We start from the raw sequence: 21,274 nt of genomic DNA, 5'->3' as shown, positions 1-21,274 counted from the left end.
TACAGCTTAAGAAATTTAAAAAAAGGCGAGGCTTATTTAAGCGCGCCAAAAATTCAACTATTTTCCTAGTATCACCCAAAATAGAATAACGAACCTCAAAATGAGCAATCTCATATAGAAAAGGAGCTGTCAACAAATGCATAATATGCATTTTGCGACAGCTCCATTTTAATATGTTATTGTTCATTTTTATCATTTGGATCATAGTAGGATGTGGATTTGGACGGTTTAATTCTTTTTTTAACAACCCCATAAACGACTAAGCCGATAATTGCTAATAAGATGAGAATAGGGAGACTACCGCCAAAGAATACAAATAGTCCGGATGCAGCGGATATAAGGAAATTAATACTTTCCATAAATTGCTGCTGCGTCTTTTCCCATGTGTTTAAGTTTTCTTCATTTACTTTAGGAATGTTTACTCTATCTTCAACTACGTAAATAGAAACGGTTGCTAAATCTGCTTTGTTTTGCAAATAATTCATGCGTCCTGTGATTTGTTCAATTTCTTCTTGAATTTTAGCTAAATCATTAGAAATCTTTAAAAGGTCCTCTGTCTTTTCTGCGCCTTCCATAAACGAAAGCAGGCGCTCTTCCACGACTCGCTTCGATTTTAAACGAGATTTCAAGTCAACAAATTCCTCTGTAACGTCTTGACCTGAAACAGATCGTTCCAAGACGTCCATACTACCACTTTCAACGTATTCTAAAAATGATTGAAAGTGTTCTTGAGGAACACGTACCTGGACCATACCTTCTTTAAGTTCATTTTCATCTCCGCCATACGTATGGGATTCCACCACGTATCCGCCTGTAGCGGTCACCTGCTTTTGAATATTGGATATGGTTTTTTCGTAATCATTAACCTCTACGCGAAGATCAGCGGTGTAAATTACTTTGCGCTCAGTTGCTTGCTCTGCATTTTCAAAGTCTACGTCAGCTTCTTGTGGTGATTCATTTTGAAGCTCTGCAGTTTCTCCCTCAATCATTTCGTCAGCTGAATCGTTAAATCCCATGTCGCGATCTGCTGCGCTTTCTTCGGCACTTCCGTCATAACTCCCAGAACTTGTGTCAGAGTCATTTGCTGACTCACTATCATTACTGCTACATGCTGTCAAAATTAAAAAGGCAAAAAGTAAAGCGAATAGAATTTTTTTCAATTGACCCACCCTTTTTTTATGTGGCTTTCTCATATAGACGATGTACATTTATAAAAGTCACACCAATTTAATATTTTCTTTATAAAAATGAAAACGGATTATTTTTTTAAAGGCGCTTTTCAAAAAAAGTTGTTGTTCTTCAAAATTAGGAATTTAGCTAAACTCCGACGTAGTGCTTGGTGGTGTGCTACAACGTCGCTGTTGAAAAATACGCCCTTTCCGCGGGGAACGCTCTACTCCTCCTCCCTCGCAAAGAGCGCTCACTGCGGGGTCTTCAGACTGCCCCCCGCGGAAAGCAAAGTGTAGGGACGGAGCGGTGCACATCTAAGGTCGTGAGCACCTAAGTACTACGACGGAGTTTACTTCAAGTTAGTCATAAACTTAAACAATCTTTCAGAAAACAGCCGATTAGAGAATATATCGTGAAATATTTAAAAAAATTCACGCATAACTATTGAATTAATATACTTAATGGTGCATAATAATTCATACGAACTCAAAAGGAAACCGTGTGAAAATAATTTATACCTTAAGGTAAGGGGAGATCATATATGAGTAAAAATAAAATTGTATTGGCATATTCTGGTGGATTAGATACATCGGTAGCGATTAAATGGCTTCAGGACAAATATAACTATGATGTAATTGCGGTAGGTTTAGATGTTGGTGAAGGAAAAGATTTGGAATTTGTTAAGAAGAAAGCATTAGATGTGGGTGCGATTAAATCATATACAGTAGATGCTAAAGCACTATTTGCTGAAGAATATGTGTTACCGGCATTAAAAGCAAACTTGTTATATGAAGGAAAATATCCGCTCGTATCTGCTTTATCAAGACCACTTATTGCGAAAGTACTTGTAGATATTGCAAATAAAGAAGGTGCGGTAGCTGTTGCGCACGGCTGTACAGGTAAAGGAAACGACCAAGTGCGTTTTGATGTTGCTTTTACTGCTTTGAATCCTGAATTAAAAATCGTAGCTCCAGTTCGTGAATGGAAAATGACAAGAGACGAAGAGATTAAATATGCACAAGAAAATAATATTCCAATTCCTGTTGATTTAGATAACCCATACAGTGTTGACCAAAATCTATGGGGACGCAGTAATGAATGTGGTATTTTAGAAGATCCATGGGCAGAAGCACCAAAAGAAGCATATGAATTAACGGTAGATCCTGTTGATGCACCGGATAAGCCTGAAGTTATTCAAATTACATTTGAAGCAGGAAAGCCGGTTTCTATCGATGGTAAATCATTACCACTTCATGAATTAATTTTAGAGCTAAATGCTATTGCAGGAAAACACGGCGTTGGCCGGATTGACCATGTGGAAAACCGTTTAGTTGGTATTAAATCTCGTGAAATTTATGAGTGCCCAGCAGCCTTAACTTTAATCGCAGCGCATCAAGAATTAGAAGCACTCACGTTAACAAGAGAGGTTTCACAATTTAAGCCAACAATTGAACATAAATTAGCACAATGTGTATACGATGGATTATGGTATTCACCATTAACAGATGGACTGAAAGCATTTATTGAACAAACACAGCAATATGTGTCTGGTACCGTTAAGGTGAAATTGTATAAAGGTCATGCACAAGTAATCGGTCGTGAGTCTGCGAATTCATTATATGATTTCGATCTTGCTACTTATAATAAAGAAGATCAGTTTGATCATGATGCAGCGCTTGGATTTATTAAATTATGGGGATTACCAACTAAAGTTCATGCGGCTGTTACGAAAGCACATGCGAAAAAAGATGCATCTATCGATAAAATCAATGTTGATGTAAAGGAAGCTGTCAAACAATGAAATTATGGGGCGGACGGTTTACAAAACCAACAAATGAACTAGTGGACGAATATACGGCATCAATCTCGTTCGACCAAAAATTGGCGCAATTCGATATCCAAGGAAGTCTAGCCCATGTTGATATGTTAGCAAAATGCAATATTATTTCAGCAACTGATGCAGCAACCATTTCCGAAGGTTTACAAGTGGTTGCTAAAAAAATTAAAGCTGGTGAAGCAGTTTTAAGTGAAGAAAACGAAGATATCCATATGAACGTGGAAAAGCTGCTTATAGATGAGATTGGTGCTGTTGGTGGAAAACTACACACAGGTAGAAGCCGGAATGATCAAGTAGCACTTGATATGCGTTTATACTTACGCGAGGCTCTTGTAACGATTAGTCAGTTGCTTGTTGATGTCCAACAAGCCCTTTACAAGCAAGCGCAGCAAAATTTAGATACGGTTTTGCCGGGATATACACATTTGCAGCGTGCGCAACCAGTGTTGTTTGCCCACCATATGATGGCTTATGTTTTCATGTTTCAGCGTGACGTTGAAAGACTAGCGGATAGCTGGAAGCGAGTGAACCAGTCACCGCTTGGTGCAGGTGCACTAGCAGGAACGAGCTTTCCAATTGATCGCCATTATGTAGCGGAAAAGCTAAACTTTGATGGTATTTGTGACAATAGTCTTGACGCTGTTAGTGATCGTGATTTTGTAGTCGAATTCTTATCACATGCGTCATTAATTTCTACGCACTTATCTCGTTTATCAGAGGAATTCGTGCAATGGTCAAGTGCTGAGTTTAATTTTATCGAATTAGACGATGCATTTTGTACTGGTAGTAGCATGATGCCACAGAAGAAAAATCCTGATGTGGCTGAACTTGTGCGAGGTAAGACCGGACGTGTGTATGGTCACTTGATAGGGATGTTAACAACATTAAAAGGTTTACCTTTAGCTTATAACAAAGATATGCAAGAAGATAAAGAAGGTATGTTTGACACCGTTGAGACGTTAAAAGGTGCACTTGCGCTATATGCACCAATGATCGAAACGATGCACGTCAAAAAAGAAGTAATGTATGAGGCTGTAGCGAAGGATTATTCGAATGCAACAGACCTTGCAGATTATTTGGTCGGTAAGGACTTACCGTTTAGAGAAGCTCATGCGGTCGTTGGTCAAGTGGTGTTAGATTGTATTCAAAAACAGAAATACTTGCTCGACTTAACATTAGATGAGTTTAAAGAGTTTTCACCATTAATTGAACAGGACATTTTTGATGTATTGACACCAAAGGCTGTTGTGAACGCACGTAATGTTGCTGGTGGCACAGCAAGAAACCGAGTAGAAGAACAGTTACTTACAGCTGAAAAATTACTAGAACAGAATACAAATTGGATTAATGAGCACGCGCAATTAATACAAGGTAAATAGATCTAATGAAGAGCTAAGTTTCCGCCGCAAGAGGGGCTTAGTTCTTCTTTTTTACCACCAATGCATAAATATTAGTTATATAGTATAAATATTTATTTTTCTTAGGGGAGGAGAAAAAATCATGAGTGAACAAGCGGGTTATCTCGTATTAAGTACTGGAGATGTATTAGAGGGGAAATGGCTTGGTAGTACAACGGCTGTTGAAGGTGAAATGGTTTTTAATACAGCTATGACAGGTTATCAAGAGGTAATGACTGATCCTTCTTATGCAGGTCAAATTGTCACAATGACTTATCCACTAATAGGAAACTATGGATTTAATGATATAGACAATGAAAGCTTAAAGCCTTCCCTCGCAGGCTGGATCATATCCAATCCTTGTTTTACACCGGAACACTATGAATCTAGTCGTTCTATCGTAGATATAGTAGAACAATATAATATCCCAACGCTCTATGGCATTGATACACGCGCCCTTACACGAATTATTCGGGAACACGGTGAAGTGTATGGCAAAATATCAAAGCGTCCCAATGATCAACCTAAAAAATTCATTTCTGACCCACAGATTGTCAAAAAGGTATCCGTTACAAAATCTATACATTTTACATCATCACAGAAGTTCAGTGGTGTGCCAAATCCACACGTGATTGTTATCGATTTTGGCTACAAGCATTCGATCACTAATTCATTATTAGAATTAGGTTGTAATGTTACTGTTGTACCGTTTGATACGTCACTCCAAACAATAAATAAGTTTGATCCTGACGGGGTTGTATTATCGAATGGCCCTGGTAACCCAAAGGATTTAAACTATCTTGCAAATAATATAAAACAAATTGCAGATATCTATCCGACACTAGGTGTATGTCTTGGTCACCAGTTGATTGCCTTAGCATATGGCGGCACAACAAAACGATTGCCATACGGTCACCGTGGCAGCAACCACCCAGTAAAAGATTTAATGTCCGGCAAAGTAGTGATTACATCGCAAAATCACGGCTATGTAGTTGATATGGATTCTGTGCCAATCAATGAATGGAACATCTCACACATTAATGTTAATGACAAATCTGTTGAAGGTTTAATGCACCGAACAAAACCGGTAATGTCTGTACAGTTCCACCCAGAGGCACACCCAGGACCAATAGATACACATAATATTTTTCAAAATTTCGTCAGCCAGATGGTAGGCAAGGGAGAGAAACAGCATGCCTAAACTAGATAATATTCACAAAGTACTCGTCATCGGTTCAGGACCGATCGTTATTGGGCAGGCAGCAGAATTTGATTATGCTGGTACCCAAGCTTGTTTAGCACTAAAAGAAGAAGGCATCGAAGTTGTGCTAGTAAACAACAATCCTGCCACGATTATGACGGATTTAAATATCGCTGATCAAGTATACTTAGAGCCGTTAACGGTTGAATCGATAACGGAAATCATTAAAAAAGAGCGACCAGATGGTTTGCTACCAACACTTGGTGGTCAAACCGGTCTAAATCTTGCTATTGCCTTAACGGAGGCAGGAGTGCTAAAGCAATACAATGTAAATTTACTTGGAACCCCGTTAGATACGATACAAAATGGTGAAGATCGTGAGCTATTTAAATCGATGATGAAATCGATAAACGAACCGGTTGCAGAGAGTGTATCGACTAGCTCAGTAGACGAAGCGGTTCGTTTTGCTACGTCTGTTGGGTATCCGATTATCATCCGACCAGCATATACGCTCGGTGGTGCAGGTGGTGGGATTGCCAACGATGAGAAAGAGTTAATCCGATTTGTTAAAAGTGGAATACACGCAAGCCCGATTAGCCAAGTTTTAATTGAACAAAGTGTAAAAGGCTGGAAAGAACTTGAATATGAAGTTATGCGTGATGCCAATGATACGTGCATTATTGTTTGTAACATGGAAAATATCGATCCGGTTGGTGTCCATACGGGGGACAGCATTGTCGTTGCTCCATCACAAACCCTGACAGATCGTCAGTATCAAATGCTGCGAACTTCTTCTTGTCGTGTCATTCGTGAGCTTGGCGTTGTTGGCGGATGTAACATCCAATTTGCGCTTGATCCAGTTAGTGATGAGTACATTATTATTGAAGTAAATCCGCGAGTAAGCCGTTCAAGTGCACTTGCATCGAAAGCAACTGGATATCCAATTGCACGAATCGCTGCCAAGTTAGCACTAGGTTATCACTTGGATGAGGTGCTGAATCCGATAACGGGAGATACGTATGCAAGCTTCGAACCAGCAATTGACTATATTGCGGTAAAGATCCCGCGTTGGCCATTCGATAAGTTTGCGCACGCCGATCGTTTGCTTGGAACGCAAATGAAAGCAACTGGCGAGGTTATGGCTCTCGCCCGTAATTTCCCTGCTGCATTAAATAAAGCAATACGCTCACTAGAGGTTGGATTAGATTACTTATCATTACCATCTGCTCAAGGGCTGTCAAAAGAAGAGCTGGAAACAGCGGTCGTACAGGCTACCGATGAGCGCTTATTTGTCTTAGCAGAAGCTATACGCAGAGGCTACACGGTTGATGCACTCCATGAATTGACGAGCATTAATAAATATTTCTTAAATGAGATCGCAAAGTTAATAAGAATGGAGAAGGATATACAGCAAACTGGCTGGGAGCAATTGGACGCAAATACGCTTAGTACAGCAAAGGTACTAGGTTTTACCAACAAGACACTAGCAGAGCTGTTATCGATTGAGCCGAGTGCAATCGAAGCGCGCTTACAGGAATTAAATATAAATCCATCATATAAAATGGTTGATACATGTGCCGCAGAATTTTCGGCAGACACGCCATATTTTTATGGAACGTGGACCGAATTCGATGAAGTAGAGCCCTTAACAGGTAAAAAGCGCATGGTCGTTTTAGGGTCAGGGCCGATCCGAATTGGGCAAGGTGTTGAATTTGATTACTGCTCTGTGCATGCAGCGATGTCGTTAAAAGATCAAGGAATCGATGCAATTGTTGTGAACAACAATCCAGAAACAGTCAGTACCGATTTTAACACTGCAGACCATCTTTATTTTGAACCGTTAACAGAAGAAGATGTGATCAATGTAGTACGTAAAGAAAATGCGGACGGCGTACTTGTACAATTTGGTGGGCAAACAGCAATAAACTTAGCAGATGGGCTAAGTAAGGCTGGCGTAAAAATTGCTGGTACCGAGTTGTCTGTGATCGAAGCTACAGAGGATCGGGATCAATTTTATCAGTTATTAAAAAAGTTAAATATTCCACATATTCCAGGGGAAACGGTCATGGACACGAATGATGCGAAAGAGGTTGCGGCGCGAATTGGATATCCGGTGTTAATTCGTCCGTCATATGTAATTGGTGGTCGTGGTATGGTAATCGTTCGTAACGAGACCGAGCTGTTTAATTACCTTGAAGGATTGAAGCAGTCTTCACCTGGAACAAGAATTTTCCCATTATTAGTGGATAGTTTTATCTCGGGTAGTGAAGTAGAGGTAGATGCCGTTTGTGACGGTGATGATGTGCTAATACCTGGCATTTTTCAACACATTGAGCGCGCAGGTGTGCACTCTGGTGACAGTATTGCTATCTTTCCAGCTCCAGGGCTAACAGAAGTACAGAAAGAGAAGATAGCAACGTACACCCAACAAATCTCAGCAGAGCTAAAGGTGAAAGGGATCTTAAATATCCAGTTTGTCGTTAGCGATGATGGCAATATTATTTACGCTTTAGAAGTAAACCCGCGAGCATCTCGTACCGTGCCGATAGCTAGTAAAGTAACTGGAGTACCAATGATTGATTTAGCTACGCGCGTGCAAATGGGTGAGGCACTAAAAAATCAAGAATGGCAACTTGGTTTACACAAAGAAATACCGTATTATGCAGTGAAAATGCCAGTGTTTTCTACAAACAAATTAGCTGGTGTTGATCCATTGTTAGGACCAGAAATGAAATCAACTGGAGAAGCAATTGGCTTAGGTACGACAGTAGAGGCCGCATTAGCGAAGGCATTTGGCTGGAAAGAAAAAAGCTTGATCCCATTAACAGAAGAAGCATCAATTTATTTGTCAATTACCGAGAAGGATATGAACAACCAAGCTTTACTCGAATCTTTATCAAATATTAAGACGAATATTGTTGCTGATGCAGCTACTTCTGAACTACTTGCAGGTAAAGGAATTGCGGTTGCAAGAACGCTTGAGCTACATGATGCAGAAGAGCCATGTATTGATAGTGAATTTGATTTAGTTGCATGTACCGGTGCTTCAAGTGCACATGTGAATTTACGAGAAGCTGCATTAAAATCAGATACGATTTGTTTAACAGCAGTTGAGTCGCTCGTTGCCTACGTAAAGGCTTCACAGCAACAACAAGAATCACCAGTGGCGATCAATGACTATATGAAAGAACATACAGAAATCAATAAAAAGGAGCGTGTACTAAAATGACTGTAAGTGTTACTTCTGTGAATGTAGAGAAGCAGTTAAAAGGAAGAGACTTCTTGACGTTAGCTGATTATTCCAAAGAAGAAATAGCGTACTTGTTAGAGTTGGCTGCCTATTTAAAAACAGAACGTAAAAAAGGTGAGGAAGTACAGCCGCTAAAAGGAAAAACGTTAGGAATGATCTTTGAAAAGTCTTCGACACGTACACGCGTATCCTTTGAAACAGGTATTTATCAGCTAGGAGGTACTGGTTTATTTCTTAGCTCTAAAGATATTCAATTAGGACGTGGTGAGCCGATTTCAGACACCGCTAAAGTATTATCTGGATACTTAGATGGAATCATGATCCGGACATTTTCACAAGCCGATGTAGTCGAGTTAGCAAAAAATGCGAGTATTCCCGTAATTAATGGATTGACGGACGATTACCACCCGTGTCAGGTGCTTGCAGATATGCAAACGATTATAGAATGTAAAGGTAATTTGGAAGGGTTGAAGATTGCTTTTGTTGGTGACGGAAACAACATGGCGAACAGCTTGATGATCGGTGCGGCGATTATGGGCGTGGACATCAGTATTGCAGCTCCGAAAGAATATCAACCAAAGCAAACATTCGTTAACCAAGCGAAGCAATTTGTCACAAACAATAAAGTTATCGTTACAGATGATCCAAGAGAGGCAGTAAAAGGTGCGGACGTGATTTATACGGATGTATGGGCAAGCATGGGGCAGGAGAGTGAGCAACAGAAACGGGAGCAAGCATTCGCTGATTTTCAAGTGAATGACGAGCTGATGAAGCTTGCTAATGCAGAAGCAATCTTTATGCACTGCCTACCTGCACACCGCGGCGAAGAAGTGTCTGCTGGTGTCATTGATGGTGGTCAGTCAGTAGTCTTCCAACAAGCAGAAAACCGCCTCCACGCCCAGAAAGCATTAATGGCAGCATTGATGGGGTAGTGTGGTTTGGGGGATTGGAGCAATTATGCGCCGGTGTGGTGCAATTGCGCTGTTGTATGCATCAATAACACGTGATTGTGGTGCAATTCCCGCCCCGTATGGTGCAATTATCCAAAAGTGTGGAGCAATTAACCCGGAAGAGTGGCCCTTATTTAAATAAGGGCCACTTTTCCTTATGTTAACAGGTGTAACTAAACGTGTGCTGTACACCTTAAGTAGTGAACAGCAAAAAGCTGTTCAACTAGAACCCACTAGGAGATGATCACGAATGGCAAACAGTAATAAATTGTTGGTGCCAGGTGCGGAAAGAGCGATGGACAATATGAAAGCAGAAATCGCGAACGAATTCGGTGTCGAGCTTGGTGCTGATACGACTGCACGTGCAAACGGATCCGTGGGTGGCGAAATGGTGAAACGAATGATCCAAATCGCCGAACAAAGCTTGGAAAGTGAACAAAAATAGCAACATAAAAAGGGAACTCGCTAAGAGTTCCCTTTTTAGTCTAACTCCGCCTACCTACCCCTGTAGTTAGTTGGTGCTGTGGCAAAGGGGCCACAGCGTTTTCTGTGAGCAAGACGCCCCACTCTTTTCTTACTTGTTTAAATTTTCGATCCAATCGTTTAACTGTTTTATGGTATTGTCAACATGCGAGACCCTTTTCATATACTCAAGATCCAATCGATCGTAGTGGATTAAGAACATGCGATGCCCCCATTCACAATCGGACGATGATTTCCAGTGAATGCATGCTCGAAGTCGATCTAAAATTATATCTTCTATTCCAATAACGAACACTTTTTGGTTATTGCTAAGATTAAGTTCCATCACTTTGTCGTAATCTGCGTCCTCTAGCATGTCATTTGGAATTTCAACGCTCACCATTAGATCCTCATGATACCAATGACGCCCTTCAGGTTTAAATCCAAGTTGAATGAGAATATCTCCTGCTACCTTTCGATCACTGATAATTAAATCAACATCGATGGTGGTATAATCACTTCTAGTATAAATTTCTACTGCAAAGCCACCAACAATAACAGGGAAAATCCGATACCGCTCTTCTAATAAAATTGTAAGTATTGTTGTAACACCTAACATTTTTTGAAATTTATTTCCGGGTATTAGGGATTCGATTTCTCTTTTAGCATCTTCAATCGACTTCATAATACCACACTCGTTCACTAAGGTATTTCACTTTACCTTCTTGCTCAGCTTTCTTCCAACGCTTTAAACATAATTGGTCAAGAACCTTGATTTCATTTTCATCGCGGGCTCTAGTACGTATATTTCTTTGTGACTCTTTCATGCGAAGAATGGAACGTTCAACTGTGGGTAATTTTTCGAAAATATCTTTATTAAGATCAGAAAAGTCCATTTTTCTCACAGCATTCACTCCAATATCTTTAATTAAACCTATTATAGCATATGCCTTGTTCATGGTGAAACGAATGATCCAACTCGCCGAACAAGGCTTGGAAAACAAGCAACAATAGTAACACAAACAGGGAACTCCATGGTGAGTTCCCTGTTTTACTTTTATTTGGCATTCGGATGAGCGTGTGCGACAGTCAATATTCTAAGTTAATAGTTATATAAACATAAATCGGATAAGGATGTGGGAAGTGCACAAATAATTGACTTATAATTTTTTATAGTTTATTATTACGTTATACGTTATAACGTTAAGTGTAATAGTTGAAAGGAGATGACAAAAAGCCTGTGAGTTCAACTGACCGATTTTCTGAACCAACTTTGTTTATCTTAATTAGTTTAGCTGAGGGAAACAAACATGGTTATGCAATCATGGAAGACATTGAAAATTCATACGACATTAAACTTGGACCTGGGACCTTATATGGTGCTATTAGCCGAATGGAGAAATTAGAATTAATTGAGGCTATTCCCTCAAAAGATAGAAAAAAACCTTACCAAATTACTTCTGAAGGCAGACAGTATCTACAAGAAAAATTAAAGGAAATTGAAACTGTTACCAAGTTGGGATTTGAAAGGTTAGGTCTAATATGAAGTGGCTAATCCATCTGTATCCTAAAAAGTGGAGAAAACGCTATGAAGAAGAATTCTTATATATTTTGGAAAACAGGAATCTTTCTTTTAAAGAGGTAATTGATATATTTATCAATGCCATGGATGCAAGGTTTATAAATTTAGTGGAGGGGATTATTGAGATGGATAAGAAAATTCGTGATGTTATGCTTGGTTCTGTTTTTAATCGTTTCTTGATCATTGGTTCGATAATATTTATAGGTATGTTCGGTGGATATTGGATTGGAAATAACACTCCTTCTATTTTAGAGATATCACCTAATTCATTACTGCTAATTGGTGTTGGTTTGGGACTTTTTATTGGTTATGTTATAGGTGTTGCAAGAGGTATTATGCGAGTAATTAACGTTACCCAAAAAGAGGATGTTTTCCTTCCTACTGGTAAATTAAAGTTCGATAAGTCGAACCATTAAATGCATCTTCGGTTATCATTGAGGTGATGTAAAATAATGAATTACAAAGTTTTTGAAAGATGTAAAAGTAGTGTCGGGATTAATTTCTTCTATAATATTGTCAGTTATTGAAATAGTATTGGCTATATACAGTATTAGTTATTGGGTGTTTTATTTTGTGGTATCAATGGTGGTTCTATGTTTAAGTGTAAACAGAGCTGATAATATAATAAAAAATTGATTATTAAATGTTCAGGTATTTTATAAAGAATGAGCTGTATAAACAGCTCATTCTTTGTTTATACCAATAAAAAAGTTAATTACTCTTTCTAATTAAAGATTGAAACTGGAAAGCTTTAAGCGTAAAATAAAAAGTGAGTAATCACTCACTATAAAACAAAGGTGTGATTTTATGAATTCGGCAATAGCGATTAACCACGTTTCTCATCGGTTTGGAAAGCAACAAGTGCTGAACGACATCACGTTTTCTGTAACTGAAGGTCAAATTTTTGGACTGCTCGGGCCTTCAGGATCAGGAAAAACTACCTTAGTAAAAACGATAGCAGGTACACTGACACCTACCCAAGGAGAAGTAATAGTTGAAGGAATGAAGATGCCTTCTTTAAAGGCAATGAGCAATATTGGCTACATGGCACAATCTGATGCCTTATACAGCGAATTAACAGCGCAAGAAAACTTAGCCTTTTTTGCTTCCATTTATGGTGTGCCTAGAAAAAATGTTAAAAAGCGCGTGGAACAAGTTCTTGATACATTAGATTTATTAGCAGCAAAGAACAAAATAGTCGAAGCTTTTTCTGGTGGAATGAAACGACGTTTATCTTTAGCGGCTGCTTTATTACATCAACCGAAATTACTTTTATTAGACGAACCAACTGTAGGAATTGACCCGGTCTTACGTAATGAGATTTGGGATTATTTTGCAAGATTACAACAACAAGGTACGACAATCTTAATTACAACACATGTGATGGATGAGGCAGAAAAGTGCGATAAGTTAGCTCTTATGCGAAACGGTTCGATTATTGCGGATGGTTCACCTGACCAACTAAAAGGCGACACGAAAACAGACACCATTGAACAAGCATTTTTGGTTTATGGAGGTGCAGCAAATTGAAAATTAAAGCGATAGTCGTTAGGATTCTGCAACAATTTATCAGGGATAAACGATCGTTAGCATTACTTTTATTTGCACCCTTACTTATTTTAACTTTAACGTGGTTAGTATTAGATAACGAATCCACACCACCAACAATTGCGACTATAAATATACCGGAGCATTTATCTCAAGTGTTGGAAGAGTCTGATATGCAAATTGATGAAATAGAAAATCCGTTTGATGCATTAAGGAATTCTGAGATTGATGCAGTTGTAGAATGGCAAAATAATAAGGTGCAAATTACAGTTGATGATAGTGAACCAAACGCCAAGCAAATCAAGATCATGCTCCAACAGGCTTTTTCTGCTGCAAACACAACTCCAGACCAATCAATACAAACCAACTATTATTACGGCATTGAATCGGCCACAACCTTTGATTATGTCGGTCCAGTCTTGATCGGTTTCTTTTCATTTTTCTTTGTGTTTTTAATTGGTGGAATCTCATTTCTAAGAGAAAAATCACGTGGTACATTGGAGCGATTATTTGCGATGCCACTTAAAGGTTGGGAAATGATTACCGGCTACATTATTGGCTTCGGAATTTGTGCAATTCTCCAATCTATTATCGTCGTATTATTTGCGGTTTATGTTGTTAACATCCCATTACAAGGGTCGATCTTCTATGTCATGCTTATCACATTATTGCTAGCACTTTGTGCATTAACGTTAGGTATATGGCTCTCAACATTCGCGAAAAATGAATTTCAGATTATGCAATTTATACCGATTGTGATCGTGCCGCAAGCCTTTTTCTCTGGATTATTCAATTTAGAAAATGCCCCGGTTTGGGTTGAAGCAATCGGTAAAATAATGCCGATTTCATATGGTGCAAATGCACTAACAGAAGTAATGATTAAAGGAAACGGCTTCGAGGCCATTCAAACCGATATAATTATCATCTTAGGTTTTTCCATTTTATTTTTCCTTCTTAATCTTGGTACACTAAAAGCATACCGAAAATAAAACAGAGACGAGGCCGTTAGGATGGATGAAACGTATGTGAAACAGCTAATGGAAGCACAAGAAGTGTCGTTAACTACTAAACAAGCAAAAATCATTATTTCCGCTATCGAAATCTTTGCGGAAAAAGGATATGCAGCTACATCAACAAGTGAGATTGCCAAACAAGCAGGAGTAGCAGAAGGAACAATCTTTCGTCACTTCCCAACGAAAAAAGACTTGTTACTTTCGATTGTTAAACCAGGACTCATGAAGCTTGCCGTTCCTTTTTTTGCTTCACAGATGGTTAACGATATTTTTAAGAAAGAATTTAACGAATTTGAAGATTTATTACGTGCATTCATTACGAATCGTTTGGAATTTGTAGAAGGGAATTTACCTTTGATTAAAATTGTTTTACAAGAAATAGCCTTTCATGAGGAGATCCAAATTGTCTTAAAGGAAAACTTCCAGGCCAAAGTCTATCCAAGGCTAGAAGAAGTGATTATAGCATTCCAAAAACAGGGGAAGTTAAAAGAATTTCCTATCCCTACTATTATTCGCTTTTCTTTATCGACGTTTCTCGGATTTGTGATTACTAGGTATATTGTCATGCCAAATAAACAATGGGACAATGAACGAGAAATAGATGATATGATCACATTTATTATGAACGGTATTGAATCGGGTCAGGCAATATAAACTAAGGAGGCTCTTTTCGTAAACTTTCTTTTCTTGCCTCAGGGAACGCCGTCACTGGTCTGTGATTAGGACACACAAGCAGGCTAGGTATTTTCGCGGACATAGGAGCACTTATTTTATCTGAAATGCTGGATTTGACTATTTGACAGCCACCAGAGCCCTTATGTACTAAAAACAGCATATAACAGCAAGCATTTTATTCAAATAAGTGCACTGGTGTCCGCACAATTCCACATATAACACTTTTGTCACATATAAGAGCTGTGGTGTCCGCCAACTTCAAACAGCTCACATCTCGCCAGGACCACAGCACACCTCCAGTTTTTTCATTTCGGTAGGACACATTACCCCAGTATTTATCATACATATAAACAGGAGTTCCAAACGGGATTGCCGCCTAGCTTATCTACCTGCTATAATCTTCTTATGTGAGTCAATTTCATAATTACCTTACATCGTATTTCCTATCCAACTGTATGTAATTTTGGATTGCTGAAAATTGACTAGAGTGTATTAAATTTTGGCGTTTGTCTGAAGACGTAACTTACTAATAGTGTGTCTTTTTGAACAACCTCTAATAAAGGAATGATAAATATGGCAAATGACCATTCGATATATAACCAACTAATTTCTATTACAGATAAAGAGAATGTGAAACTTGATGAATACTTAAAAAATCATACGTATACGTGCTTAGGTGGTAAGGCAGATTATTTCGTAACACCTTCTAATAAACAAGAAGTACAAGAAATCATAAAATTGGCGAACAAATTAGACGTACCTTTTACCTTGTTAGGTAATGGTTCAAATTTAATTGTACGGGACGGTGGCATCCGTGGAATTGTAATGACATTGAAGCGGTTCACTACAATCCGTACTGAAGGAAATTCTGTTTTTTCCGAAAGTGGAGCCAGAATTATTGATGTATCCCGCCACGCCTTAAAAGACACGTTAACCGGTTTAGAATTTGCTTGCGGCATTCCGGGAACGGTAGGTGGGGCGTTATATATGAATGCAGGAGCATACGGTGGAGAAGTTAAAGATGTTTTGCATCACACAATTGTTGTCGATCGAGAAGGAAATTTATTAACACTTGCTGCGGAGGATTTAGACCTTGATTACCGTACGAGTAATATACCGGATAAAGGCTACATTGTCTTAGAAGCGCGTTTTGATTTGAAACCAGCATCTTATGATAGTATTAAAGCGGTAATGGATGATTTAACCTATAAACGTGAATCGAAGCAACCGTTAGAATATCCATCATGTGGAAGTGTGTTTAAACGACCTCCTGGTTATTTTGCAGGAAAATTGATTCAAGATAGTGAGCTGCAAGGTAAAGGGATCGGTGGTGCAGAAGTGTCTACGAAGCATGCAGGCTTTATTGTTAATAAAAATAATGCCACAGCGACAGAATATATATCGGTTATTGAAATGGTGCAAAAGACAGTAAAAGATAAATTTGGTGTCGAGTTGGAGAGAGAAGTTAGAATTATTGGTGAAGATACGGAATAGAAGTTATACGTTAACGAGCTTGGTTGATCAATCTACCGAGCTCGTTCCATATTGAGACACGCTCTAATAGATCGGGATCACTGTTAAAGATGACGTAAGGAGGAGGACATGCATGAAAAAATCGATAAAAGACACATACGATGCACTTGCAAAAGCCTACGAAAAAGAAGTTGATCATAGTAGTCCGTACAACACCGATTATGAACGGCCAGCAATGCTAGCGGAAGTACCAGGTAACCTGAACGAAATTCGAATCTTAGACGCAGGTTGTGCAGCGGGATGGTATACAGCGAAACTGCTCGAGCTTGGTGCACAAGTATCTGCAGTAGACATTAGTCCGGAAATGGTAAAAGCAACGAAAAAAAGAGTAGGTAGCCAAGTAGAGGTAGTTTGTCAGGATTTAACCGAATCACTTCCGTGGGCTGATCAAACGTTTGATTTAATTCTCAGTTCATTAACACTCCACTATATAAAGGATTGGCAGTCAGCATTACAGGAATTTAAGCGTGTCTTAAAGCCTGGTGGTTCACTACTTTTTTCTGTTCATCACCCATTTATGGATTTTCATAAATTTGAAGAAAGTGAAGATTATTTTTCAAAACAATTGTTGACGGATCAATGGAAGAAGCAAGGAAAAACAACCACAGTATCTTTTTACCGAAGACCGCTAGAAGATATAGTTAATCAAATATCACAGTATTTTGTGATTGACAGATTAGTGGAACCTCAGCCAATCGTAGCTATGAAGGAAAAGAATAAAAGTGCATTTGATTATCTGATGACTAATCCGCATTTTTTAATCATTAAAGCAAGGAGAGGTATGAAGTGATTACTTATGATGTAATAAGTAAGAAGTTGGCGGAAGTTAAGCCATTCGATGAAGGTATTATTTGTGATCAAATCGAGGAAATCATCGCAGAATTTCAACTAACGATAACTCAGCGAACTACATTGAGTACAAAAAAGGGAAGTTATCATTGGCATGTAAAAAGGGGTAAACAGAAAGGTGTACTAGAAATTACATTTTGGCCAGCAAAAGGTCGATTGTGGCTTGATATTGCTGAAAATAGGCGAGCACCATGGAATATCGAAATAATTACTGTTGTTGCGGAGAAATTAGCATATGCTTTTCAAGGAAAAATAGATACCAGCGGTGATGGCATTGACAAAAAAAGGTGAAATAGCATATAATAAGCCTAAGGAAACTTTTTAAACTAAAATAGTTTATTTAATTTACACATCTCTGAATCGGGGTTATCCAATTGAAGGAACGAATTTTGCGGGCTGTAGTAGAAGAGATTCAAATGAGCGGCATGCGTTTTACTGTTGATAATATTACAGAACGGATGGGGATTAGCAAAAAAACCATCTATGAGCACTTTTCATCGAAAGAAGAGATTATCCAGACAATTGTTGAACGAATCTTAAAAGAAACAGACGAAAAAACTAACAATATTATTGCAGATCAAACACTTACACTAATAGAAAAAGTTAAAAATTTAATGCTAGTGCTTCCAGAGTATTATCAAATATATGATCGACCTGTTCTTGAAGGCATGAAACGATATTATCCTGATTTATGGCAAAACATCAATGATTCATTACAGGAAGATTGGGAAGAACTAGAACAAATAATTGAAGAAGGTATCAAACAGGGCGAAGTAGAATCGAATTACTCGACCGTTGTTATTATGAAAGTGTTAATAGAGGCTTTTAATACAACATTTGATCAAGGATTTTTCTATCAAAACAACATTACGGTGAATGAGGCACTAACTCAAATTGTCGACATACTACTGTATGGCATTATACCAGAGGATAAAAGGCGATAGTAGCTTTTATTCTTTTCTTTTTGTAAAAATAAACTAAGAAAACAAAGACAGTTTACAGGTTTTATAAATGTGAAGGAGGCATGTTTTTATGGCATATTTAATGCTGGCTATTGCAATTGTAACGGAAATTATTGGTGGTTCAATGCTGAAGATGTCGGAGGGATTTACAAGGTTAATACCAACGATTGCTGCCCTAGCTGGATATGCCGTTTCCTTCTATTTCTTATCACTTGCTCTTAAGGATTTGCCAATCGGCTTAACGTATGCGATTTGGGCTGGTGTTGGTACAGCGGTTACAGTACTAATTGGTGTCTTCTTTTGGAAAGAAGCTTTTAGTGTGCAAACATTAATCGGTTTGCTAGCAATTATTATCGGTGTAACTGTGATAAATATGCCAAAATGGACTTGAAAATTTAGAAAAGTACAGTGCAAATCTTGACATCGATGCGATAGATTCTTATAGTAAGAATAATCATATAGATGAAAAAGCATTGATAAGGACTATTACAAAGGGTGTCTATTACACAGAGAGGAAATGGTTGCTGCAAATTTCCATTAGACCCATTGGAACCTGCCTTGGAGCACGGTATCGAATAAGATACTTGCGGATGACAATCCGTTATCAAATAAAAGTGTACAGCTCTATTTATGCTGTAAACAAGGGTGGTACCACCAAACCTCGGTCCCTTATTGGGATTCTGAGGTTTTTTTGCGTCCACAAAATAATATAAGAAGGTGAATAGCATGGCAAAAAACAAACAGTTTGTAGAAAAAGTAACCGCGATGGAAGAAGATTTTGCACAGTGGTATACCGATGTAGTTAAACAGGCAGATCTAGTTGATTATGGTTCTGTTCGTGGAACGATGATTATTCGTCCGTATGGATATGCAATTTGGGAAAACATTCGCGATACACTAGACAAGAAAATTAAAGAAACTGGTCACGAAAACATGTATTTCCCATTGTTCATTCCAGAAAGTTTATTGCAAAAAGAAAAAGACCATATTGAAGGATTCGCTCCTGAAGTTGCATGGGTAACACACGGCGGAGATGAAGAATTGCAAGAACGACTTGTTGTTCGCCCAACGTCTGAAGTGCTGTTTGCCGAACACTACTCTAAGATCATTCACTCTTACCGAGACTTGCCAAAGCTCTACAATCAGTGGAGCAATGTCGTGCGTTGGGAAAAAACGACAAGACCGTTTTTGCGCTCCTTAGAGTTTTTATGGCAAGAAGGCCATACGTGTCATGCAACAGATCAAGATGCAGCAGAAGAAACGAGAAAAATGCTTGATGTCTACACATCTGTTTGTGAGGATTACTTAGCGATTCCGGTTCTTCGTGGTCAAAAAACAGAGAAGGAAAAGTTCGCAGGTGCGAATTACACCCTTACCATTGAGAGTCTGATGCACGATGGCAAAGCGCTTCAAACAGGAACAAGTCATCACTTGGGCACGGGATTCGCCGAAGCATTTGACATCACCTATACAGATGAGAAAGGTGAACTTCAGCCAGTTCATCAAACGTCTTGGGGAATTACGACAAGGCTAATTGGTGCACTAATAATGGTGCACGGAGATAACCGTGGTCTTGTTGTACCACCAAAAATTGCACCGAAGCAAGTGATGATCGTACCAGTAGCACAGCATAAGGAAGGTGTCCTTGATAAGGCTTATGAAATAAAGGAACGTCTAAGCAAAGCCTTCAGAATTGATATCGATGCTAGTGATAAAATGCCTGGTTGGAAGTTTAATGAGTATGAAATGAAAGGCATTCCACTACGTCTTGAAATTGGTCCAAAAGATATCGAAAAAGGCCATGTAGTGCTAGCACGCAGAGACACAGGTGAAAAGACTTTTGTAGAAATGGAAGCGTTGGAAGCTACCATATCTCAACTATTAGAAGACATTCAAGAAAATCTATTCCAAAAAGCACTACAATTACGTAACGATAAAACTAGTGTGGCAGGAAATATGGACGAATTTATTTCACTGCTGGAGTCAAAGCCAGGTTTTATTAAAGCGATGTGGTGTAGCGGCAAGGAGTGTGAAGAAAAAATAAAAGAAGAAACAGCAGCAACTTCTAGGTGTATTCCGTTTGAACAAGAAACTGTGTCCGCTCACTGTGTTTATTGTGGTGAGAAAGCAGACAAGCTTGTTTATTGGGCGAAGGCTTATTAGAATATAGATAAAAAAATCGAGTATAATCCACTTTGTGATTTATACTCGATTTTTTTATAGTGAATTATTTACCTAACGCCTGTTTTATATCATCTTCTATATCTTTCGGTTCCTTTTGTGGAGCATAACGGTTAATGACATTGCCTTCTTGGTCTACCAAAAACTTCGTGAAGTTCCACTTGATTTTTTTAGATAATATTCCTGATGCTTGGCTCGTTAAGTAATTATATAATGGATGCGCATTAGAACCATTTACATCAATCTTACTAAACATTGGGAAGGTAACGCCGTAGTTTACTTTACAAATTTCATTAATCTCATCATTCGATCCTGGTTCTTGATTCATGAATTGGTTTGAAGGGAAACCAAGCACTTCTAAACCTTGGTCTTTATACTTATCATAAAGTGCCTGTAAACCATCAAGTTGCGGAGCGAACCCACATTTACTGGCAGTGTTTACAATGAGTAGTACTTTGCCTTTATAATTTGCTAGTGATGTTTCTTCTCCATTAATTTTTTGTACTGAGAACTCATAAATGGACATTTATACCGCCTCCTATTAAAACCAAGATAGCAACGCCATCCATTGTTGTCAAAGGTAAGGTCTTAATATAAGGCTCTTTTCGTAGAGTTTGTTGCTTGTTTGTCATATTTGAAGTGAAATGCGTCGTAACGTAGTGCA

Annotated in this window: 22 protein-coding genes and 1 other annotated feature; of the genes, 18 read left to right on the top strand and 4 right to left on the bottom strand. The window is 38.6% G+C overall.

What is annotated here, in order from left to right; all coding sequences use genetic code 11:
- Positions 1-176 precede the first annotated feature (176 nt).
- Positions 177-1,160, bottom strand: a complete 984-nt coding sequence (locus ACI6MV_RS23075) for a DUF4349 domain-containing protein (RefSeq protein WP_407272691.1) — start codon at positions 1,158-1,160, stop codon at positions 177-179.
- Positions 1,161-1,711: 551 nt separating this feature from the next.
- Between ACI6MV_RS23075 and ACI6MV_RS23070 the strand changes: the two genes are divergently transcribed.
- The 7 genes from ACI6MV_RS23070 (at position 1,712) to ACI6MV_RS23040 (ending at position 10,250) form a co-directional block, all read left to right on the top strand.
- Complete coding sequence (locus ACI6MV_RS23070; RefSeq protein ID WP_407272690.1) at positions 1,712-2,971, top strand: argininosuccinate synthase; 1,260 nt, start codon at positions 1,712-1,714, stop codon at positions 2,969-2,971.
- Positions 2,968-4,386, top strand: coding sequence for an argininosuccinate lyase (gene argH / locus ACI6MV_RS23065; protein WP_407272689.1), 1,419 nt, complete (start codon positions 2,968-2,970; stop codon positions 4,384-4,386). The genes ACI6MV_RS23070 and argH overlap by 4 nt, the downstream gene beginning before the upstream one ends.
- A 121-nt stretch (positions 4,387-4,507) precedes the next feature.
- A complete protein-coding gene (locus ACI6MV_RS23060; RefSeq protein ID WP_407272688.1) occupies positions 4,508-5,605 on the top strand; it encodes a carbamoyl phosphate synthase small subunit in 1,098 nt (365 codons plus the stop codon).
- Entirely contained in the window at positions 5,598-8,834 is a 3,237-nt protein-coding gene (gene carB / locus ACI6MV_RS23055; RefSeq protein WP_407272687.1) for a carbamoyl-phosphate synthase (glutamine-hydrolyzing) large subunit, read from the top strand. Before ACI6MV_RS23060 ends, carB begins: the two co-directional genes overlap by 8 nt.
- Positions 8,831-9,787, top strand: coding sequence for an ornithine carbamoyltransferase (gene argF / locus ACI6MV_RS23050; RefSeq protein ID WP_407272686.1), 957 nt, complete (start codon positions 8,831-8,833; stop codon positions 9,785-9,787). The genes carB and argF overlap by 4 nt, the downstream gene beginning before the upstream one ends.
- Positions 9,788-9,812: 25 nt before the next feature.
- A complete protein-coding gene (locus ACI6MV_RS23045; protein WP_407272685.1) occupies positions 9,813-9,947 on the top strand; it encodes a hypothetical protein in 135 nt (44 codons plus the stop codon).
- Between the two features lie 108 nt (positions 9,948-10,055).
- Positions 10,056-10,250, top strand: a complete 195-nt coding sequence (locus ACI6MV_RS23040; protein WP_407272684.1) for an alpha/beta-type small acid-soluble spore protein — start codon at positions 10,056-10,058, stop codon at positions 10,248-10,250.
- Positions 10,251-10,379: 129 nt separating this feature from the next.
- Here ACI6MV_RS23040 and ACI6MV_RS23035 read toward each other — a convergent pair whose 3' ends face one another.
- Positions 10,380-10,952: a hypothetical protein gene (locus ACI6MV_RS23035; RefSeq protein ID WP_407272683.1), complete on the bottom strand. Its 573-nt coding sequence runs from the start codon at positions 10,950-10,952 to the stop codon at positions 10,380-10,382.
- Positions 10,939-11,226 (bottom strand): hypothetical protein, encoded by a 288-nt coding sequence (locus ACI6MV_RS23030; protein WP_407272682.1) that lies wholly within the window; start codon positions 11,224-11,226, stop codon positions 10,939-10,941. The genes ACI6MV_RS23035 and ACI6MV_RS23030 overlap by 14 nt, the downstream gene beginning before the upstream one ends.
- Before the next feature lie 281 nt (positions 11,227-11,507).
- Between ACI6MV_RS23030 and ACI6MV_RS23025 the strand changes: the two genes are divergently transcribed.
- The 11 genes from ACI6MV_RS23025 to proS all read left to right on the top strand — a co-directional run bounded on the left by ACI6MV_RS23025 (position 11,508) and on the right by proS (position 20,592).
- Positions 11,508-11,813, top strand: a complete 306-nt coding sequence (locus ACI6MV_RS23025; protein ID WP_407272681.1) for a PadR family transcriptional regulator — start codon at positions 11,508-11,510, stop codon at positions 11,811-11,813.
- Entirely contained in the window at positions 11,810-12,265 is a 456-nt protein-coding gene (locus ACI6MV_RS23020; RefSeq protein WP_407272680.1) for a hypothetical protein, read from the top strand. Before ACI6MV_RS23025 ends, ACI6MV_RS23020 begins: the two co-directional genes overlap by 4 nt.
- Positions 12,266-12,656: 391 nt before the next feature.
- Complete coding sequence (locus ACI6MV_RS23015) at positions 12,657-13,379, top strand: ABC transporter ATP-binding protein (protein ID WP_407272679.1); 723 nt, start codon at positions 12,657-12,659, stop codon at positions 13,377-13,379.
- Entirely contained in the window at positions 13,376-14,386 is a 1,011-nt protein-coding gene (locus ACI6MV_RS23010; RefSeq protein ID WP_407272678.1) for an ABC transporter permease, read from the top strand. Before ACI6MV_RS23015 ends, ACI6MV_RS23010 begins: the two co-directional genes overlap by 4 nt.
- 21 nt (positions 14,387-14,407) lie before the next feature.
- A complete protein-coding gene (locus ACI6MV_RS23005) occupies positions 14,408-15,064 on the top strand; it encodes a TetR/AcrR family transcriptional regulator (RefSeq protein ID WP_407272677.1) in 657 nt (218 codons plus the stop codon).
- Between the two features lie 594 nt (positions 15,065-15,658).
- Complete coding sequence (murB, locus tag ACI6MV_RS23000) at positions 15,659-16,579, top strand: UDP-N-acetylmuramate dehydrogenase (RefSeq protein ID WP_407272676.1); 921 nt, start codon at positions 15,659-15,661, stop codon at positions 16,577-16,579.
- A gap of 112 nt (positions 16,580-16,691) precedes the next feature.
- Positions 16,692-17,408 carry a class I SAM-dependent methyltransferase gene (locus ACI6MV_RS22995; RefSeq protein ID WP_407272675.1) on the top strand — a complete coding sequence of 239 codons (717 nt, stop codon included), beginning with the start codon at positions 16,692-16,694 and terminating at the stop codon, positions 17,406-17,408.
- A complete protein-coding gene (locus ACI6MV_RS22990) occupies positions 17,405-17,758 on the top strand; it encodes a hypothetical protein (RefSeq protein ID WP_407272674.1) in 354 nt (117 codons plus the stop codon). The genes ACI6MV_RS22995 and ACI6MV_RS22990 overlap by 4 nt, the downstream gene beginning before the upstream one ends.
- An 83-nt stretch (positions 17,759-17,841) precedes the next feature.
- Positions 17,842-18,411 (top strand): TetR/AcrR family transcriptional regulator, encoded by a 570-nt coding sequence (locus tag ACI6MV_RS22985; protein WP_407272673.1) that lies wholly within the window; start codon positions 17,842-17,844, stop codon positions 18,409-18,411.
- Between the two features lie 88 nt (positions 18,412-18,499).
- A complete protein-coding gene (locus tag ACI6MV_RS22980; RefSeq protein WP_407272672.1) occupies positions 18,500-18,820 on the top strand; it encodes a DMT family transporter in 321 nt (106 codons plus the stop codon).
- Positions 18,821-18,893: 73 nt separating this feature from the next.
- Positions 18,894-19,102: a binding site (T-box leader), on the top strand.
- Positions 19,103-19,155: 53 nt separating this feature from the next.
- On the top strand, positions 19,156-20,592 hold the full coding sequence (proS, locus tag ACI6MV_RS22975; RefSeq protein ID WP_407272671.1) for a proline--tRNA ligase: 1,437 nt from the start codon (positions 19,156-19,158) through the stop codon (positions 20,590-20,592).
- A 64-nt stretch (positions 20,593-20,656) separates the two neighbouring features.
- Here the strand turns inward: proS and ACI6MV_RS22970 are convergent, their stop codons facing one another.
- Complete coding sequence (locus tag ACI6MV_RS22970; RefSeq protein WP_407272670.1) at positions 20,657-21,136, bottom strand: glutathione peroxidase; 480 nt, start codon at positions 21,134-21,136, stop codon at positions 20,657-20,659.
- Between the last annotated feature and the right edge of the window lie 138 nt (positions 21,137-21,274).

This window comes from Radiobacillus sp. PE A8.2 (genome assembly GCF_045635475.1).
Taxonomy (GTDB): domain Bacteria; phylum Bacillota; class Bacilli; order Bacillales; family Amphibacillaceae; genus JBJGXI01.
This window is presented reverse-complemented; position numbering and strand designations above follow the sequence as displayed.

Excerpts from the sequence above, each read along its gene's own strand:
- proS (WP_407272671.1), top strand. The coding sequence starts at position 19,156 with ATGGCAAAAAACAAACAGTTTGTAGAAAAAGTAACCGCGATGGAAGAA.
- argF (WP_407272686.1), top strand. The coding sequence starts at position 8,831 with ATGACTGTAAGTGTTACTTCTGTGAATGTAGAGAAGCAGTTAAAAGGA.
- ACI6MV_RS22970 (WP_407272670.1), bottom strand. The coding sequence starts at position 21,136 with ATGTCCATTTATGAGTTCTCAGTACAAAAAATTAATGGAGAAGAAACA.
- ACI6MV_RS23045 (WP_407272685.1), top strand. The coding sequence starts at position 9,813 with ATGCGCCGGTGTGGTGCAATTGCGCTGTTGTATGCATCAATAACACGT.
- ACI6MV_RS23070 (WP_407272690.1), top strand. The coding sequence starts at position 1,712 with ATGAGTAAAAATAAAATTGTATTGGCATATTCTGGTGGATTAGATACA.
- ACI6MV_RS23040 (WP_407272684.1), top strand. The coding sequence starts at position 10,056 with ATGGCAAACAGTAATAAATTGTTGGTGCCAGGTGCGGAAAGAGCGATG.
- argH (WP_407272689.1), top strand. The coding sequence starts at position 2,968 with ATGAAATTATGGGGCGGACGGTTTACAAAACCAACAAATGAACTAGTG.
- carB (WP_407272687.1), top strand. The coding sequence starts at position 5,598 with ATGCCTAAACTAGATAATATTCACAAAGTACTCGTCATCGGTTCAGGA.
- ACI6MV_RS22995 (WP_407272675.1), top strand. The coding sequence starts at position 16,692 with ATGAAAAAATCGATAAAAGACACATACGATGCACTTGCAAAAGCCTAC.
- ACI6MV_RS23005 (WP_407272677.1), top strand. The coding sequence starts at position 14,408 with ATGGATGAAACGTATGTGAAACAGCTAATGGAAGCACAAGAAGTGTCG.
- ACI6MV_RS23030 (WP_407272682.1), bottom strand. The coding sequence starts at position 11,226 with ATGAACAAGGCATATGCTATAATAGGTTTAATTAAAGATATTGGAGTG.
- ACI6MV_RS22980 (WP_407272672.1), top strand. The coding sequence starts at position 18,500 with ATGGCATATTTAATGCTGGCTATTGCAATTGTAACGGAAATTATTGGT.
- ACI6MV_RS23035 (WP_407272683.1), bottom strand. The coding sequence starts at position 10,952 with ATGAAGTCGATTGAAGATGCTAAAAGAGAAATCGAATCCCTAATACCC.
- ACI6MV_RS23015 (WP_407272679.1), top strand. The coding sequence starts at position 12,657 with ATGAATTCGGCAATAGCGATTAACCACGTTTCTCATCGGTTTGGAAAG.
- ACI6MV_RS23020 (WP_407272680.1), top strand. The coding sequence starts at position 11,810 with ATGAAGTGGCTAATCCATCTGTATCCTAAAAAGTGGAGAAAACGCTAT.
- murB (WP_407272676.1), top strand. The coding sequence starts at position 15,659 with ATGGCAAATGACCATTCGATATATAACCAACTAATTTCTATTACAGAT.
- ACI6MV_RS23060 (WP_407272688.1), top strand. The coding sequence starts at position 4,508 with ATGAGTGAACAAGCGGGTTATCTCGTATTAAGTACTGGAGATGTATTA.